The sequence below is a fragment of the Actinomadura sp. CNU-125 genome, assembly GCF_001942465.1.
In the GTDB taxonomy this organism is placed as follows: Bacteria; Actinomycetota; Actinomycetes; order Streptosporangiales; family Streptosporangiaceae; genus Spirillospora.
In genome coordinates, this window is sequence record NZ_MKJY01000096.1 from 1 (window position 1) to 16,891 (window position 16,891).

Annotated in this window: 19 protein-coding genes; 7 read left to right on the forward strand and 12 right to left on the reverse strand. The window is 73.5% G+C overall.

The annotated features are described in order from the left end of the window. Positions 1–66: 66 nt before the first annotated feature. The 4 genes from BJF79_RS57205 to grpE are packed head-to-tail and all read right to left on the reverse strand — an operon-like array spanning position 67 to position 2,643. Positions 67–288 (reverse strand): hypothetical protein, encoded by a 222-nt coding sequence (locus BJF79_RS57205; RefSeq protein WP_075897258.1) that lies wholly within the window; start codon positions 286–288, stop codon positions 67–69. Next, positions 252–428 (reverse strand): hypothetical protein, encoded by a 177-nt coding sequence (locus tag BJF79_RS57210; RefSeq protein ID WP_187356993.1) that lies wholly within the window; start codon positions 426–428, stop codon positions 252–254. Before BJF79_RS57210 ends, BJF79_RS57205 begins: the two co-directional genes overlap by 37 nt. Positions 429–442: 14 nt before the next feature. After that, positions 443–2,026, reverse strand: a complete 1,584-nt coding sequence (locus BJF79_RS12565; RefSeq protein WP_075897260.1) for an Hsp70 family protein — start codon at positions 2,024–2,026, stop codon at positions 443–445. Between the two features lie 11 nt (positions 2,027–2,037). Next, positions 2,038–2,643 carry a nucleotide exchange factor GrpE gene (gene grpE / locus BJF79_RS12570; RefSeq protein WP_075897262.1) on the reverse strand — a complete coding sequence of 202 codons (606 nt, stop codon included), beginning with the start codon at positions 2,641–2,643 and terminating at the stop codon, positions 2,038–2,040. A 189-nt stretch (positions 2,644–2,832) separates the two neighbouring features. Here grpE and BJF79_RS12575 point away from each other — a divergent pair, with 189 nt between their 5' ends. Beyond that, positions 2,833–3,468 carry an amino acid-binding protein gene (locus BJF79_RS12575; protein ID WP_075897282.1) on the forward strand — a complete coding sequence of 212 codons (636 nt, stop codon included), beginning with the start codon at positions 2,833–2,835 and terminating at the stop codon, positions 3,466–3,468. A 437-nt stretch (positions 3,469–3,905) separates the two neighbouring features. Then, entirely contained in the window at positions 3,906–5,456 is a 1,551-nt protein-coding gene (locus tag BJF79_RS12580) for an AMP-binding protein (protein WP_075897264.1), read from the forward strand. On the opposite strand, the gene BJF79_RS12585 is transcribed toward BJF79_RS12580, so the two are convergent. Further along, positions 5,453–6,370, reverse strand: coding sequence for a carbohydrate kinase family protein (locus BJF79_RS12585; RefSeq protein ID WP_075897266.1), 918 nt, complete (start codon positions 6,368–6,370; stop codon positions 5,453–5,455). The two genes, BJF79_RS12580 and BJF79_RS12585, sit on opposite strands and share 4 nt — an antisense overlap. Before the next feature lie 72 nt (positions 6,371–6,442). Between BJF79_RS12585 and BJF79_RS12590 the strand changes: the two genes are divergently transcribed. From BJF79_RS12590 to BJF79_RS12600, 3 genes are read left to right on the forward strand one after another with little or no spacing between them, the layout of a single operon-like run. Further along, entirely contained in the window at positions 6,443–7,093 is a 651-nt protein-coding gene (locus BJF79_RS12590; protein ID WP_075897268.1) for a class II aldolase/adducin family protein, read from the forward strand. Positions 7,094–7,124: 31 nt separating this feature from the next. Next, positions 7,125–7,928 carry an enoyl-CoA hydratase gene (locus BJF79_RS12595; RefSeq protein ID WP_075897270.1) on the forward strand — a complete coding sequence of 268 codons (804 nt, stop codon included), beginning with the start codon at positions 7,125–7,127 and terminating at the stop codon, positions 7,926–7,928. Positions 7,929–7,988: 60 nt separating this feature from the next. Next, the gene (locus tag BJF79_RS12600) at positions 7,989–8,399 is read left to right on the forward strand and encodes a TIGR03668 family PPOX class F420-dependent oxidoreductase (protein WP_075897284.1); all 411 of its coding nucleotides are present in this window, start codon (positions 7,989–7,991) and stop codon (positions 8,397–8,399) included. A gap of 2 nt (positions 8,400–8,401) precedes the next feature. Here BJF79_RS12600 and BJF79_RS12605 read toward each other — a convergent pair whose 3' ends face one another. The 5 genes from BJF79_RS12605 to BJF79_RS12625 all read right to left on the reverse strand — a co-directional run bounded on the left by BJF79_RS12605 (position 8,402) and on the right by BJF79_RS12625 (position 13,220). After that, positions 8,402–8,698, reverse strand: a complete 297-nt coding sequence (locus BJF79_RS12605; RefSeq protein WP_075897272.1) for a hypothetical protein — start codon at positions 8,696–8,698, stop codon at positions 8,402–8,404. Positions 8,699–8,716: 18 nt separating this feature from the next. Further along, on the reverse strand, positions 8,717–11,014 hold the full coding sequence (locus BJF79_RS59620; protein WP_262401928.1) for an ADP-ribosylglycohydrolase family protein: 2,298 nt from the start codon (positions 11,012–11,014) through the stop codon (positions 8,717–8,719). A 14-nt stretch (positions 11,015–11,028) separates the two neighbouring features. Then, a complete protein-coding gene (locus tag BJF79_RS50820) occupies positions 11,029–11,748 on the reverse strand; it encodes a HEAT repeat domain-containing protein (RefSeq protein ID WP_158079158.1) in 720 nt (239 codons plus the stop codon). A gap of 69 nt (positions 11,749–11,817) precedes the next feature. Next, a complete protein-coding gene (locus tag BJF79_RS12620) occupies positions 11,818–12,921 on the reverse strand; it encodes an acyl-CoA dehydrogenase family protein (protein ID WP_262401929.1) in 1,104 nt (367 codons plus the stop codon). Between the two features lie 86 nt (positions 12,922–13,007). Next, positions 13,008–13,220 (reverse strand): hypothetical protein, encoded by a 213-nt coding sequence (locus tag BJF79_RS12625; RefSeq protein WP_262401930.1) that lies wholly within the window; start codon positions 13,218–13,220, stop codon positions 13,008–13,010. Between the two features lie 262 nt (positions 13,221–13,482). Here BJF79_RS12625 and BJF79_RS12630 point away from each other — a divergent pair, with 262 nt between their 5' ends. Continuing rightward, entirely contained in the window at positions 13,483–14,070 is a 588-nt protein-coding gene (locus BJF79_RS12630) for a Uma2 family endonuclease (RefSeq protein WP_075897278.1), read from the forward strand. A 24-nt stretch (positions 14,071–14,094) separates the two neighbouring features. Here the strand turns inward: BJF79_RS12630 and sbnB are convergent, their stop codons facing one another. Beyond that, positions 14,095–15,120, reverse strand: coding sequence for a 2,3-diaminopropionate biosynthesis protein SbnB (sbnB, locus tag BJF79_RS12635; RefSeq protein ID WP_075897280.1), 1,026 nt, complete (start codon positions 15,118–15,120; stop codon positions 14,095–14,097). Between the two features lie 26 nt (positions 15,121–15,146). Next, positions 15,147–15,941, reverse strand: a complete 795-nt coding sequence (locus tag BJF79_RS12640) for a pyridoxal-phosphate dependent enzyme (protein WP_262401931.1) — start codon at positions 15,939–15,941, stop codon at positions 15,147–15,149. A gap of 439 nt (positions 15,942–16,380) precedes the next feature. On the opposite strand from BJF79_RS12640, the gene BJF79_RS12645 reads away from it, so the two are divergent. Beyond that, on the forward strand, positions 16,381–16,891 hold a 511-nt coding region (locus BJF79_RS12645; protein WP_262401932.1), incomplete at its 3' end, for an AMP-binding protein.

Sequence of the window (16,891 nt, forward strand, 5' to 3'; positions counted from 1 at the left end):
GCCAGCCGCGCCAGCTCGTCCGCCGTCATCGCCCCCGCCCGCGCGATCGCGCGACCTCGCCGGGCGTCACCAGCCGCGCGCGCCCGCCGCGTCCACCAGCCGCGCCCGCGTCCCCGCCCGGCGCCGCTGCGCCCGCTCCGTCCCGCCGTGCAGCCGGTCCGCGAGCCCCCGCAGTCGCCGCGCTCGGCGCGGCGAACAGCGCGCGAGCGTCCGGTGCTCGGCCTCCAACCGGTCGACCAGCGTCCGGTACTTCAGCTGCCCGCGCGCCCGCCGCCAGCACTGCCGCACCTCCCGGACGCGCGCCGCGACGGCGTCGGGGTCCAGCGGGTCGGGCAGCGCGTACCGGCGCGCAGGTCCTCGGGCGGCCGGTCGCCCGCGGCCCGCGCGGCCTCCAGCACGTCCCGCCGGTACTCCTCGTCGAACGTCACGGCGCCGCCGGTCCTCAGCTCACCCTGACCCGGGAGAGGGCCTTCCGCGAACGCTCGACCTCCTCCTCCGACATGCGGCCGACGTCGACCTTCAGGTCGAGCCGCTCGCCGGTCTCCTTCTCCACCGCCGTCACGTTCAGCAGCCCGGACGAGTCGAGCGCGAACGTCACCTCGACCGGCCAGCCCGCCTTCTTGCCCGGCGGCACCCGGATCTCCCCGGTCGCGATCTCGTTGTTGTCGCCGAGCTCCGGCGACTCGACGCTCCCGGCCTGCTCCATCACCCGGATGTCGGCCGACGTCTGGTCGTCGTAGACGGTGAAGAAGTCCTCGGTCTTCGCCGCGGGCAGCTCGTCGTTCGCGTGCACCAGCTGCGCGACGCTCTCGTCGCCGCTGTCGCGGTCCACCACGACGATCCCGAACGCGTGCGACGCGACCGTCCGGATCCGCCGTCCCGCGATCTGCTTCTGCTGCTCGGCCGACAGCCCCGCCCGGATCGCCATGTCCGCCGCGCGCTCCGCCGCGCCCTCCCGCACCAGCCGCCGGTAGGTCTCCTCGAACGCGTACAGCGCCGCGCCCTTCGCCACCGCCAGGTCGGGATCCTGCAGCCGGGGGACGATGCCCAGCTCGGTCTCCAGCCGCGCCGCCACCACCGGCATCTTCGTCGACCCGCCCACCAGCACCAGGTCGTCGTAGTCGTGGACGCCCTTGTCGGCCGCCGCCGACAGCGTCCGCCCGGTGATCTCCACGGTCCGGTCGAGGAGGTCCCTGGTCAGCTCCTCCAGCTTCTCCCGCGTCACCTCGACGGCCGCGACGCGCCCGCCGTGCATCACCCGGACGGTGTGCGCCGTCCGCGTCGTCAGCGCCTTCTTCGCGTCCTCGGCGTCCCGCCGCAGCTGCTGCTCGGTCTGCGGATCGTCCAGCGGGTCGCCCGCGCCCGGATGCTCCGCGCGGAACCGCTCCGCCAGGTGCTCCACCAGCCGCGCGTCCCAGTCGGCGCCGCCCAGCTCGTGGTCGCCGTCGGTGCACACCACCTCGATGTGCCCCTCCCGCAGCGTGATCACCGTCGTGTCGAACGTGCCGCCGCCGAGGTCGTACACCAGGATCGTCCGGTCCACGTCGGGGTTCAGCACCCCGTAGTTGATCGCCGCCGCGATCGGCTCCGACACGATGTCGATCACGTTCAGCCCGGCGATCCGTCCCGCCTTGCGCGTCGCGTCCCGCTCCGCCGCGCCGAAGTACGCCGGGACCGTCACGACGACGTCGCGCGCGTCCTCGCCCGTCGTCGTGCGCGCGTCCGTCGCGAGCTTCAGCAGGATGAACGCCGACAGCTCCTCGGGCGTGAAGTCGATCCCGTGCATGGGCCGCGTCACGTCCCGTCCCATGTCCCGCTTGATCAGGCTGACGACGTTGGCGGGCTCCAGCACCGCGGTGTCCTTCGCGGTCGCGCCCACCACGACGTTCTCGCCGCTCTCGAAGTACACGACCGACGGCGTCGTGTCGGTGCCTTCCAGGTTCCGCAGGACCGCGGGCCGCCCCACGTCGTCGATCGCGGCGATGCAGGAGTACGTGGTTCCCAGGTCGATGCCGTAGACGGCCATGTCTCTCTCACCTATCGGTCCCGAGTCGAGTTGTTCATGGTCTCGTCGGGCCCGGCCGCACCGTGGCGGCTTGACCCGGAACTGACGATCTCTTCCGCCTCGTCCGCCGGTTCCGGCGCCCCGTTCGCCTCGTGGCGCCCCACGCTGACGGCCGCCTTGCGCAGCACCCGGCCGCCCTCCTCGAACCCGTCCGACCTCGCCTCGACGACGGTGTCGTGCCGTCCGGGCCCGACCGCGGCGACCGCGACGGGCCGGTGCCGGGACGGGTCGTAGGGCTGGCCGGGCTCCGCCCGGAACCGCTCGACGCCGAGCCGGGCGAGCGCGTCCGCGACGTCGTCGGCCAGCGCGTCCAGCAGGCCCGCCGTGCCGGCGTCCGCGGTCGCCAGCCGCCGGGCCTGGTCGTGCACCCGGTACAGCGCGACCCGGACCGGCTCCAGCATCGCGTGCAGCTCGCCCCGCCGCAGCCGCTGGTTCTCCTCGTGGAGACGGTCGATGACGGACTCGCGGTGCGCGGCCCGCTCGTGCTCGCGGTCGAGCCGCGCGGACAGCCCCGCGAGGGCGTCCCTGACCTCGGCGCGGAACGCCGCGTCGTCCGGTTCTTCCCCGTCGCTCGACACGTTGCAGTGACCCTTAATGGTGAGGCGATAGAGCGCAGTTGACCTTCCGTGAACTCTAGTTTGACCCCGACCCGGCATTCCAGCACCGAACTTCCCGAGTCTCCCGCTCGATCCCTTCATCGGTGGGTAACACGAGGGATACGGGTCCGTAGCACCCGTATGGACGAATGCGGACAGGAGGTGACCGCGATGCTGCGGATACGCGTAAGACTGCCCGACCGCCCGGGATCGCTGGGCCAGGTGGCGCGCACGCTGGGCGCGGGCGGCGCCGACGTCGTCCAGATGTGCGTGCTGGAACGCGACAACGGGCGCGCACTGGACGACTTCGTCGTGGCTTGGCCCGCCGGTGCGGGGATCGAACGGCTGCAGGACGGCCTCGGCTCGGTCCCCGGAGTGGAGATCGTCGGCGTGTGGCCGACCGTCGAACCCGCCGGCGTCCACCCGGACGCCGCCGTGATCGGGCAGGTCGCCGCCGTCCCGGACCGCGGCCCGCAGATCCTCGCGGACGCCGTCCCGGGCGTGCTCAGCGCCGACTGGGCCTGCCTCGCCGAGCCGACCGCCGACGGCGAGGCCGTGCTCGCGCACGCCAGCCTCGGCCGCACGGCCCAGGGCGGCCTGCCGCCGTTGGACCCGCTGCGCCCGCGCGCGTTCACCGCGCCGGACGGCGTGGAGTACGCCATCTGCCCGCTCGCCGGGGGCAGGGTCGTGCTGGTCGTCGCCCGGACGATGGCGCCGCCGTTCCACCGCACCGAGGTCTACCGCCTCGAACAACTGGTGAGCGCCGCCGAAGCCGTCCTGACCACCGGCCTCGTCCAAACCTCATGAGCCCCGGTCCACGCCGCCCGACGGGGTAGCCCGCCCCAACAACCCGCGCGGCCGGCCCGACTGCGCGGGACGCGCTTCTTGCTCGGCAGGACGGCGGCCGCAGTGGAGCGGCTCGGGCCGCGTTGGGTGCTTGGACACAGGGGCGCCGTAGCGCCGCGACTTGCGCGAGGCGCGTTTCTTGCACGGCCACGGCCACGGCCGTAGCGGCACGGCTCGGGGAGTGTGGCTGCTTGGGCGCGGCGGCGGTCGTGGCGGCGTGGGTCAGGGCGTGTGACTGCGCGGCGGCGGTCGTGGCGGTGTGGCTTGGGGCGTGTGGGGCTTGGATGCGGCGGCGGCCGTAGCGGAGCGGAGGCCGACGCTTTTTGCTCTGTCTTTCCTGGGCACCGGTTTCTAGAATCGCATTCTGTGACCCGAGTCGCGTCCCCAGGAGGTGGCCGATGGCCGTTCTGCTCCGACCGTACGCCGAGACACGTCCCGACGAGCCCGCGCTGACCGACGAACGGGGGTCCATCGGCTGGCGCGAACTGAACGAGCGGACCGACCGGCTCGCCCACGCGCTGCGCGCGCTCGGGCTGGGGGTGGGGGACGCGATCGCGATCCACTCGGGCAACCGGCGCGAGTACTTCGAGCTGATGTGCGCCGCCGGGCACATCGGCCTGCGGTTCGTGCTGGTCAACTGGCACTGGACGGCCGACGAGCTGCGGTACGTCCTCGCGGACTCGGGCGCGCGGGCCCTGTTCTCCGAGGACGCGTTCGGCGGCGTCGCCCGCGAGGGGGCGGACGGGCCGGCGCTCGACGCGCGCGTCGCGATCGGCGGTCCGATCGACGGGTTCGCCCCGTACGAGGAGTTCGTCGCGTCCGGTTCGGCGGGCGAGGTGCCCGATCAGAGCATGGGCGCGCCGATGATCTACACGTCCGGCACGACGGGACGGCCGAAGGGGGTGTCGCGCAAGCAGCTGGGCGCGGGCGCGCCGATCGAGACGTCCAAGCTGGTCGCGGACGGGTTCGGGGAGATCCTGCAGATACCCGAGGGCGGCCGGTCCTTGCTGGTCGGGCCGGTGTACCACTCGGCGCAGTGGCTGTGGTCGCAGGCGTTCCTGCTGGGCGGCCGCTCGGTGGTGATGCGCCGCGACTTCGACGCCGCCGCGACGCTCCGGCTGATCGACGAGCACCGGATCACGAACGTGCACCTGGTGCCGACCCAGTTCGTCCGGTTGCTGCGTCTGGACCCGGACGTGCGCGCCGCGTTCGACGGGTCGAGCCTCGTGTCGGTGTGGCACGGCGCGGCGCCGTGCTCGCCGGAGATCAAGCGCCGGATGATCGAGTGGTTCGGCCCGGTCGTGCACGAGTACTACGGCTCCACGGAGTCGGCGGTGAACAGCGTGATCACGGCGGGGGAGTGGCTGGAGCGGCCGGGCAGCGTGGGGCGTCCGCTGCCGATGACCGAGGTGCACGTGCTGCGCGAGGACGGCGAGCCCGCGGCGGCCGGGGAGGCCGGGAAGCTGTGGTTCCGGTACGTCGGCGGCGAGGACGTCGAGTACTGGGGCGACGAGGAGAAGACCCGCTCGATCCATCGTGCCGACGGCCTGTTCACCACCGGGGACGTCGGCTACCTCGACGAGGACGGTTACCTGTTCCTCGCCGACCGGGCCATCGACATGATCATCAGCGGCGGGGTGAACATCTACCCGGCGGAGATCGAGGGCGTGCTGATCACCCATCCGGCGGTCCGGGACGTCGCCGTGTTCGGCATTCCCGACGAGGAGTTCGGCGAGCAGGTGAAGGCGGCGGTGGAGCTCGGCGACGGGTTCGAGCCGTCGGACGCCCTCACCGGCGAGCTGATCGCGCACGTGCGGGACAAGCTGGCCGGGTACAAGGCGCCGCGGTCGGTCGACTTCGTCGACGCGATGCCGCGCACCCCGACCGGCAAGCTCTACAAGCGGCTGCTCCGCGACCCGTATTGGGAGGGCCGCGCGCAGAAGATCTAGTCCAGCAGCGCCAGGACCGCGTCCAGGTCGGTGAGGCCCGCGTCGGAGCCGAGCCCCTGGGCGACGGTCGCGGCGGCGGCCGTCCCCCACCGGGCGGCCTCGTCCACATCGTGAGACCGGACGAGCGCGGTGACGAATCCCGCGCAGTACGCGTCGCCGCATCCGGTGGTGTCGACGACGTCGACGGGCAGCGCGGGCAGGTGCCGCACGCCGCGGGCGGTCGCGAGCAGGCTGCCGTCCCCGCCCATGGTGACGACGACGGACGCGGGGCCTTCGGCGCGCAGGGCGAGCGCGGCCTTCTCCGGGTCGGTCTCGCCGGTGATGGCGGTGGCCTGCTCCAGGTTCGGCAGGACGTGGTCGACGTGCGGGAGGAACGCGGCGGCGCCCTTGAGCAGGTCGGGCAGGTTCGACAGCAGGTCCATCGTGACGATCGTGCCGCCGGCCCGCGCGGCGGTGAGCATCGCGAAGAACGCCGGGTCGTTCAGGCCGAACGTGACGTCGGGGCCGCCGAGGTGGACGGCGTCCGCGGCGACGAGCAGGCCGCGTTCGACGGCCGCGGGGGTGAGCGTCAGGTTCGCGCCCGGGACGTGGAAGCTGGGGCGCCCGCCGTCGCCGCGGATCGGCAGGACGGACGCGCTGGTCTGGTCGGCGGTGCGGCGGACGAGCCCGGTGACGTCCACCCGGTTCCGGTTCATGATCGCGACGAGCAGGTCGCCGAGGTCGTCGTCGCCGATGGCGCCGACCGAGACGACCTCGTTGCCGAGCCTGGCCAGCGCCACCGCGGTCCCGGCGGCGGCGCCCGCGGCGGTCGCCCGGATCTCCTCGACGACGACCGTGTCCTGGCCGGCCGGGATGCCCTCGACGGGGCGTGCCAGCACGTCCAGAATGTGGGCGCCGAGCGTGACGACGGTCATAACCGCGCTCCCTAATGATCGTCAGGCCCGTAGCGTACGCCCTGACGACCGGTGAAAGTGAGAGGTGTTCACATGGTGCTGGAGGAGGAGCGGGCCGCACTGTGCGCGGTGGGCCGCAGGCTGGCCGAGACGGGCCTGGTGACGGGCGCGTCCGGCAATGTCAGCGTCCGTTCGGGCGATCTGGTGGCGGTCACGCCCGGCGGGATGATGCTCGACCGGATGCGGCCGCGGGACTGTCCGGTCGTGGACGTCGCGGGGCGGCTCGTCGAGGGGGAGCGGGCGCCGTCGTCGGAGACGCCGATGCACCTCGCGCTGTACGGTGCGACGCCCGCGGCGGCGATCGTCCACACGCATTCGACGTACGGCGCGGTGGTCGCGACGACCATGACCGAGCTGCCGCCGATCCACTACAACACGCTGCTGCTGGGCGGCGTCGTGAAGGTCGCCGAGTACGCGACGTACGGGACGCCCGAGCTGGCGGAGAACGTCCGGACGGCCATGGCGGGCGGCAAGCGGGCCGCGCTGATGGCCAACCACGGCGGCGTCGCGATCGGCGGCGACCTGGACGAGGCGTTCGAGAACGCGCGGCTGCTGGAGTGGCTGTGCGGCGTGTACGTCCGGGCGAAGACGATCGGGGAGCCGCGGGTGCTGACGGACGACGAGCTGGCGAAGGTCGTCGAGCGGGGGCTGACGCCGCCGGAGTTCCCGCCGCTTGTAACCTAACGCTTGCTAGGTACGCGTCGAAAGGGGTCCCATGGGTCTCGTCCTGACCGGCAAGCCGCGCGAGCGCGTCACGCAGATCACCCTCAACCGGCCCGAGCGGATGAACGCGATGGCGTTCGACGTGATGGTCCCGTTCCGCGAGGCCCTGGAGGCGGCCAGCCGCGACAACGACACCCGGGCGGTCGTGATCACCGGCGCGGGCCGCGGCTTCTGCTCCGGCGCCGACCTGGAGTCACCGGGGCCGCCCCCCGACATCGACGGCCTCACCCTGTCGACGATCGCGCTGCGCTCGATGGAGCTGCTCGACGACGTCGTCCGCGCGATGCGCCGCGTCCACCAGCCGGTGATCGCCGCCGTCAACGGCCCGGCGATCGGCGGCGGGTTCTGCCTGAGCGTCGCCGCCGACGTCCGGCTCGCCGCCGACACCGCCGTGTTCCGCGCCGCCGGGATCAACAACGGCCTCACCGCCGCCGAACTGGGCCTCGGCTACCTGCTGCCGCGCGCCATCGGCTCCTCCCGCGCCTTCGAGATCATGCTGTCCGGACGGGACGTCGACGCCGCCGAAGCCGAGCGCATCGGCCTCGTCTCCCGCGTGCTCCCCGGCGGCGAACTCCTCGACGCGTCCCTCGACCTCGCCGAACGCATCGCGGGGTTCAGCCGCCCCGGCGTCGAGCTGACCAAGCGGATGCTGTGGGGCGGCCTGGACGCGGGCAGCCTCGACGCCCACATGAACCACGAGGGCCTCGGGCAGCTGTTCGTCCGCCTCACCACCCAGAACTTCGAGGAGTCGATCAAGGCGCGCAAGGAGAACCGCCCGCCGGACTTCCAGGACTGACGCGTCCGGGCGGGCGTGGCGCGCCGGCGCGCGGTGTGACACGCTGCGCGTGTGCCGAAGATGCCGGTGGACGACGCGCTTCGCCTGCTCGCGGACGCGCCCGTCGCGCGCCTCGCGACGGTCGGGGAGGACGGCCGCCCGCACCTGGTCCCGGTGACGTTCGCGCTGCACCGGGGCGCCGTCCACATCGCCGTCGACCACAAGCCGAAAAGCACCCGCGACCTGCGCAGGCTGGCCAACATCCGCGCGAACCCGCACGTCGCGCTGCTCGCCGACCACTACGACGACGACTGGACGCGCCTGTGGTGGGTCCGCGCGGACGGCCGCGCCCGCGTCGTCGAGGACCCCGACTGCGTCCGCGGACCCGCCCGCCTCCTCGCCGCCCGCTACCGCCAGTACCGGGAGAATCCGCCCGAAGGCCCCGTCATCACGATCACCGTCGACCGCCTCACCGGCTGGACGGCGTCCTAGCCTCAGCCCTGCCCTTCGAGGGTGAACAGGAAGACGCCGTCGGCGAACACCCGGTAGGTCGACGGGCGGAAGCCCGGGGCGAACGTCTTGCGCGTCTTGTCGATCACGACCTCGTGCCGCTCCTCATGGCCGACGGTGAACTGGAAACGCTCCGTCTTCCGCCAGGCGAGAAGCATCCGCTTCGTCAGGACCACCTCCCCGTCCACGGAAATCTTCACGCGGGCCCACATGCGGTCGAAGAAGAACTCGACGCGGTGCCGCTCGTACTGCCCGACGTCGAACCAGAACAGCTCGTGCATCGTCGCTTCAGCCCCCCGTCAGTCCCACGCGGCGCCGAGCCCGGCCAGCTCGTCCGCGTACTCGATGCGGCCCGCCCACTCGTCCGGCCAGGCCTCCATCCCGAGGTGCGCGCCCGCGAACGCGCCCGCCAGGCTCGCGATCGAGTCGGAGTCGCCCGAGCTCGCGGCCCCGCGCCAGATCGCGCGCACCGGATCGTCCGGGAACAGCAGGAAACACAGCAGACCGGTCGCGAGGGCCTCCTCGGCGACCCAGCCCCCGCCCGTGGACTCGCACGGATCGGACGTCCGGTCGCCGCGCGCCACGGCGTCCACCAGCCGCTCCAGCACCTTCCGGCACTCGTCCCAGCCGCGCGCGATGAACGTCTCCGGGTCGGTCATGCCGGGCCGCTCCCACAGCGTCCCGAGCCACCGCCCGTGGTAGACGGCCCGCTGCCCGGCGCACCGGTCGAGGAGGGCGCCCGGCAGGTCCGCCGGGGCCATGCCGTCGGCCAGCCACCGGACGGCGAACGCCGTCAGCTCGCTCGCCGCCAGCCCCGTCGGATGCCCGTGCGTCATCGCCGCCTGGAGCTGGGACGCCCCGGCGCGCGTCTCGTCCGTCAGCCCCGGGGCCAGCCCGACCGGTGCGACCCGCATGTTGGCGCCGCACCCCTTGGACCCGTGCACGGTCGCCTCCACCCACGGCCGGTTTTCCTCCAGCCCGGCGCACGCCCGCAGGCACGTGTGGCCGGGCGCGCGGTTGTTGTCGGGGCTGCGCAGCCAGTCGACGAACCGGCGCCGCCACATCGGCGCGACCAGCTCGGGCGTGAACGGCGGGTTCGCCAGCGCGTCCCGCAGCCCGAGCCCGACCGCGATCGTCATCTGCGTGTCGTCGGTGACGAGCGCCGGATCGCCGTTGAGCTGCGTCGGCCCGTCCGGGCCGAACCGCCGCAGGATCTGCTTCATGTCGAGGAACTCGGTCGGCGCGCCCAGGGAGTCCCCGTACGCCAGCCCGAACATCGTTCCGCTCGCCCGTCGCCCGTCCATGACCGGCATTGTTCGCCTATCCGCCGATCTTTCGCAACGCGGCCGCGCACGCGGCCAGCAGCTTCTCGTCGTCGTCGACCTCGTGATCGGAGTAGCCGTCGGGGGAGTGGTTGTGGCGCCATGCCCGGCGCAGCTCCTCCTCCGGCAGCGGTGCCGCCTCCTTCGCCGCCGGGCCCATCTCGCCGAGCACGCGCGCGACATGGATCCGGACGTGCGGGTTCTCCGCCCACGCCGCCCGCAGCACCGGCAGCGCGCCCGCGACGTCGCCCTCGACCCGCCACAGCGCCTCGGCCGCGCGGAGCCGCTGCCACATCGCGCCCGGTCCCGTGCCGGCGGACGCCGTCGTGGCGCGCAGGAGCCCGGCGGCCGGGCGCCCGGCGCCCCAGCTCCGCCAGCCCCTCGGACGCCGCCGCCGACCCCTCGGCAGCAGCACGGGCAGGTCGGCGTCCGCGTCGCCCTCGACGGCCCACAGCGTCGGGCGGCGGCCACCCGGTGCGGCCCGTCCGCGAGCATCGCGCGCAGCACCGGGATCGTCCCGCCGTCCGCCGCCGCACGGCCGAGCCGGCGCAGCGCGTGGTGCGCGGACGAGCCGGGATCGTCGCGCAGGAGCGCGACCAGCTCCGGGACCGCCGCGGCCGCCGCCGGGCCGAGCCGCCCCAGCGCCCCGGCGAGCCCGAAGCGCCGGTGGTCGAACCCCTGCTGCGCGGGCAGGTCCCGCAACCGCCGCCGGATCAGCGGGACGAGTTCCGCGGCCCGTTCGCCGAGGCCGCGCAGGACGCCGATGTCGTCCGGCGGTTCGTCGAGTTCCAGCGCCCACCGCAGCGGCGGCAGCGCCCGCACGTCGCCGAGCCGCGCCAGCGCCGTCAGGGCCCCGCCGACGCTCGGCAGGCCGGACGGGTAGACGGTGATCCAGCCCTCGTGCCGGTCCTCGCCCTGCCGCCGGACGCGCGGGGCGTCCGCGAGGAACGCGGCCAGGTCGTCGGCCGCGGGCGCGGCGAGCTCGAACAGATCCCGGAACACCCCGACCGCGGCCCCGGACACGCGGGGTTCCGGGTCGGCCAGCAGCCGCCCGGCCAGCGCGACGACGTCCCCGTACGGGCCGCGCAGGCTCCGGAGCAGGACGCCCGCCGCGTGCAGCCCGTAGGCGCGCCGCTCCCGGTCGGGCGCCCGGAGCAGCCCCTCGACCAGCTCGACGCGTTCGGCGCGGCGGTCGCCGAGCGCCAGGCCGATCTTCCCGACCAGCTCGCCGAGTTCCGGGACGCGCCGCCCGCGCCCCGCCTCGGCCCCCAGCACCCGAAGGTTCCCCGTCAGTGTCGGCGTCGCGGGCCGCTCGTCCCGCGCCCGGGGCGCGCCCGCCGCCGGCGACCAGCGCGTCGATCAGCGCGAGCGCGTGCCGGGCCGTCCGCCCGTCCGCGGGCGCCGAGCCGCTCCGGACCCCGGGCGGTCAGCGCGGCCAGCCGCGAGCCGGGGTCGCCCGTGCCGTCGAGGATCTCGGTCGGGCCGCCGTCGGTCGCGAGTTCCGCGGCGACCTCGACGGCGGCCCGCCGGACGCCCGCGTCGGGTTCGTCCGCGAGCAGCCGCCGCAGCGTGGGGACGATCTCGGACGAGCGCGCCCCGCAGACGGCGAGCGCGCGCAGCGCGCCGCCGCGGACCTCGGGATCGGGATCGCCGAGCAGGCCGAGGAACACCGGGGTCGCGGCGACCACGGCGGCCGTGGCGGGCGCGTCGCCCGAGTCGCCGATGCTCCCGAGCAGCTCCAGCACCCCGCCCCGTCCCGGCACGCCGCCCGCGTCGACGATCTCCAGCAGGAACGGAATCGCCGCGCGCGTGCAGTCGTAGACGTCGCCCTGATGGTGGACGGCCATGAAGAAGCCGTCGAGCGCGATCTCGCGTTCGTCCTCGTCGGCGGAGACCATGCCGCGCAGCAGCTCCGGGACCTCCGCGGCCGACCCGTACGCGTGCTCGAAAGAGGCCCAGGGGACGCCGTCCAGTTCGTCGAACATGCCGGTCATGATGTCGCGCCGCACCGACATTCCCGGGGAGCGTCCGCCGTCCGACCGCGGGCGCCGGAACCCCCGGCGGGGCCCTTCAGGGCGTCAGGCGGCGCCCGTGATGCCCGCGAGGGCGCCGAGCCGGGCGCGATGGTGGTCGGACGAGCCGAACAGCTGCCGCGACCCCTGCGCGCGCTTGAAGTACAGGTGCGCGTCGTGCTCCCAGGTGAACCCGATCCCGCCGTGCAGCTGGATCGCCTCGCCCGCCGTGTGGAGGTAGGCGTCCGAGCAGTACGCCTGCGCCAGCGCCGCCGCCGCGGGCAGCTCCGCCGGACGCGCGTCCGCGACGGCCGCCGCGTTCAGCACCGCCGACCGCGCCGACTCCACCAGCACGAACATGTCCGCGCACCGGTGCTTGACCGCCTGGAACGACCCGATCGCCCGCCCGAACTGCTTGCGCACCTTGATGTACTCGACCGTCATGTCCAGCGTCCGCTGCGCCCCGCCGAGCTGCTCGGCGGCCAGCGCCACCGCCGCCGTGTCGAGGGCCCGCCGGACGGCGTCCGCGCCGCCCACCCGGCGCACCGGCGTCCCGTCGAACTCGATCCGCGCGAGCTTGCGGGTCTGGTCGACGGTCGGCAGCGGCGACCGGACGACCCCGGTGGCGTCCTCGACGGCGAACAGCGCGACGCCGTCCCCGTCCCGGGCCGCGACGAGCAGGAGGTCGGCGATGTGCCCGTCGGGGACGAAGCTCTTCACGCCCGTCAGGACGCCGTCCGTCACGGTCGCCGTCACGGATTCGAGGTCCCAGCGCCCGTCGTCCTCGGCCGTCGCGAGCGTCGCGATCGTGGAGCCGTCCGCGATGCCGGGCAGCAGGTCGTGCCCGCCCTCCCCGGCCGCGAGGCCCGCCGCCGCGACGATCGTCGCGAGGAACGGCGTGCACACCAGCGCGCGCCCCATCTCCTCGAACACCACGGCCAGCTCCCGCATCCCGAACCCGGCGCCGCCGTGCTCCTCCGGGATCGCGAGGCCCTGCAGCCCGAGCTGCTCGGCCATCTGGCCCCAGACGGCCGGATCGTGCCCCTCGGCGGTCTCCATCAGCCGCCGGACCTCCGCGCCCGCGGACCGGTCGGCGAAGAACCGCCGCAGCGCGTCCCGCAGCTCCCGCTGCTCCTCGGTGACGACGAGCTCCATTCCGGCGGCCTCCATGAACCCGGCACTTGTTCGGTCAGCGGACCATGCTCGTCCACCCGGGCCGCCCCCGGCCCGTCCGCTCCCGCTCACCGGGACGCCGGTCAGGGCGCCCAGTCGTGCGGCCCGAGCACGTACCCCCGGTCGGTCGAGTGCACGTGGTTCACCGACACCAGGTGCCCGAGCGCCGCCCACAGGTCCTCCTCGGGCCCGCCGACCAGCTGCCCGAGCGTCGCGAAGTCGGCCGCGCCGCCCTCCTTGTCGATCTCCGCGACCGTCTCGTAGACCCGCAGCTCGAAGTCGCTGAGCTCCTGCACGTCCCCGCGCCTCTCGAATCGCTCGTCCATAGGGAAAGCGTGCCCACTCCCGGCGCGACTATTTGCCCGCGCCCGGATGTGTCCCGCCGCGCCCGGCGAACCTGTGAGACGAACCCCCGAGGAGGGGCGAATTTCACAATCCGTAGGCGAAGAGTAGCGTTCCGCTCATAATCTCCTCGGTGACGGGGGAGCAGAGTTCTGACCTCCCCATATGACCGGTCTGGCGCGTGTTCGCAGGCCCCACGCATGGAAGGAGACCCGCATGGCTGCGGTGGCTGGGTCCGGCACCGACATCGATCACCCGAACGACCACCTGGTAGAGGACTTCCTGGCCTGCGACATCCCGGAGATTCTGCGCGGCGAACTGGTCGACGGAGAGATCCTCATCACGCCGTTCGGCGGCGGAATCAGGACGATCGCGCGACTCGTCTCCCAGATCATTCGGGGCAGCGCTGCCGAGTGGGACTTCCTCGGCAGGGCGGGCCTGATCGCGCCGAGTGCCCCCGGCCGTCCGAGGAACCACGTGATCCCGGACGGGGTCTTCGTCCGTTGCGACGCCGACCTCCCCGATGGCGAAAATCCATGGAACCCCATCGAGGACGTCGCGGCGACGATGTTGGTCGAGTTCACCCGGGCACGGCCCGAACAGGCGAGGGAGGCCAAACGGTACTCCTACGCGCGGGCGGCCGTCCCCTTCTATCTCCTCGTGGACCAGCACAGGAGGAAGACGATCCTGTTCAGCGGGCCGCGAGGCGGGGACTACCGCCGCGCCGACTGGGCGCCGTTCGGGAAGCCCCTTCCCCTCCCCGAGCCCTTCGGAATCGACCTGGACACCTCCGACTTCGCCTGACCGGGGGCCGGGTAGGCCCTCGCGTCAGCCGTGGCGGGACAGGTCGTGGAAGAAGCCGGGGACGGTCTGCAGGGCGCCGGAGGCGGAGACCTCGTCGTAGACGTGGCGGGCGACGGCGAGATCGAGGACGCCGAGGCCGAACGGGGAGAACACGACCGGACGGTCGGCGGGCGGGGCGATCGTGCCGGTGAGGACGTCGTAGAGGGTGCCCGCGACGAAGTCGCGGTTCCCCACGCGCTGTTCGGCCAGGTGCGGGGACGTGTTCGCCTTCATGCAGTGCTCGACGTCGTCGACCACGTTCCACGAGTCGAGGACGATCTCGGGGGAGAGGTCGCGCAGGGAGACGTGCAGGACGAGCGGGGCGTGCGCGAACCAGGACGGGTCGTGCACGTGGGGTTCGCCCGCGACGGTCGCGAAGACGATCAGGTCGCTGGCGCGGATGAGGCTCTCGGCCGTGTCGTGGACGGTGACCTCGCCCTTCTCCGTGCGTTCGAGGTAGCCCTTGAACCCGGCCGCGTGCTCGGCGGACAGGTCGTGCACGGCGAGTTCGTCGAAGGTGAAGCCGGTGCCCGCGAGGTAGGTGTGGATGTAGCGGGCGATGAGGCCGCCGCCGATGAAGCCGACGCGGCGGGGGCGGTCGCCGCGCCGGTCGGCGATGGACGCGGCGGCGAGCGCGGCGGACGCGGCGGTGCGGGCCGCGCTGATGATCGAGCTCTCCAGGCAGGCGAAGGGGTAGCCGGTCTCGGCGTCGTTGAGGATGAGGACGGCGGACGCGCGGGGGAAGCCCTGCGCGACGTTGCCGGGGAAGCTGGAGATCCACTTGATGCCGTGCACGCCGACGTCGCCGCCGACGGAGGCGGGGAGCGCGATGATGCGGTCCGCGGGGCGGTCGGGGAAGCGCAGGAAGTACGAGTCGGGGTTGATCGTGCGTCCCTCGCCGTGCAGCCGGTAGGCCGCCTCCACCATCGCGACGACCTGCTGCTCCCGGCCGGCGACGGCCTCGTGCACCTGGGCGCCCGAGATCACGGCGAATGCGGGGACCTGCGACATGGGAACTCCGTGTTCTGCTTCGATGATCAGACGCCGAGAATATCGGCGTCGGTGGAATCCGGTTCGGAAACGAGTCCGGCGAAGTGCTCGCGGAGCCAGCCCTCGGCGTAGAGCGAGTCGAGGTAGCGCTCGCCGAGGTCGGGCGCGATGGCGACCGCGACGGGGTCGGCGCCCGGGTACTTGGCGTCCAGCCAGCGGGTCGCGCCGGACACGACGGTCCCGGTCGAGCCGCCGAACAGGAACCCGCGGGACGACAGTGCGTGCGCCGTCCGGATCGTGTCGGGCTCGGGGACGTGCACCACGTCGTCGATCAGGGACTCGTCGACCAGCGCGGGACGGCTGCTGGTGCCGAGGCCCGGCACCATCCGGGGGCCGGGGACGCCGCCGAAGGTGACCGAGCCGACGGCGTCGATCGCCACGATCGTCACCGGGCGGCGGTGCTCGCGGAAGTACCGGGCGCAGCCCATCAGGGTGCCGGTGGTGCCCGCGCCGACGAACAGGACCTCCAGGTCGGGGAACTCGCGGTCGATCGCGGGGGCGGTGCCGCGGTAGTGGGCGAGCCAGTTGTTGCGGTTGGCGTACTGGTTCAGCCAGACGTACCCGTCGGTGTCGGCGAGGTTCCGCACGTACCGGATGCGGCTCTCCAGGAAGCCGCCGTTGGCGTCGGTCTCCGACACCACCCGCACCTCGGCGCCGAGCGCGCGCATGACCCGCATGGACGCGGGGTTGCAGCGGGGGTCGGTGACGCAGACGAAGTTCAGGCCGCGGTCGGCGGCGATGAGGCTGAGCGCGATGCCGAGGTTGCCCGAGGACGATTCCACGATCGTCGAACCGGGCGGCAGCAGCCCGTCGCGGGCGCGGCCTCCACCATCGCGGCGGCCGCCTTGAGTTTCACCGATCCGGCGAAATTGAAGCCCTCGCACTTGAGGAGGAGTGGTCGCCCGATTACATTTCGCAGATCGACGTAAAGGTCGTCCACATTGAAATCCTGCGGCGCGGTGATTATCGGCACACTGCCACCCTGAAATGAAGAAGCAATTCCCTCATCGTCCCCCGTGCAACGCCGCGGGTGAGTTAACCCTGACCATGGCGGAGCCTCACGGTACCTTCGCCCATCTTGCCCCGCAACCCTCTGCTTACCGGCGGGTAGGGCAGAATGCGCGGTGCTTCTCGGCGGGCCCGGACATAAGCTATGGATCCGCATTGTCGGGCGTCGGCGTTCGATGACGGCGAAGCGGTACTACCTCACGGAGAGTGAACATGAGCGCTCGTGGACCGGCGGCCGACCGGCTGCTCCCCCCGGCCGGTCTGGAATCCCTCGCGGTGCCCGCCGCCGAGCTCGGACGGGCCCGTGACCTGGCCGTCCGGCACGGGATGCGGAGCGATCGGGAGGTCGACCTCGGCGATCCGGTGATCACCCGGGTGGAGCGGTTCGCCGCCGAGCGGGACCGGCCCGCGGTCGCCGACGGTGCCCGCACGCTGGGCTACGCGGAGCTGGCCGCGGAGGCGCGCCGCCTCGCGACGCTGCTGGCGGACGCGCGCGTGCGGCCCGGCGAGGTCGTCGGGGTCGGCGGCGGCCGGTGCGCCGCCGTGATCGCGGCGTTCCTGGCGATCGAGCTGGTCGGCGCCCTGTACGTGCCCGCGGACGAGACGTGGCCGGCGACGCGCGTCCGCGACATCCTCGACCAGGCGGGCGCGTCCGTGCTGCTCACCGTGGACGCGCGCCCGCGCCCGCGCTGCTGGAGGGCGCCGCCGCGGCGGGCTGCGCGAC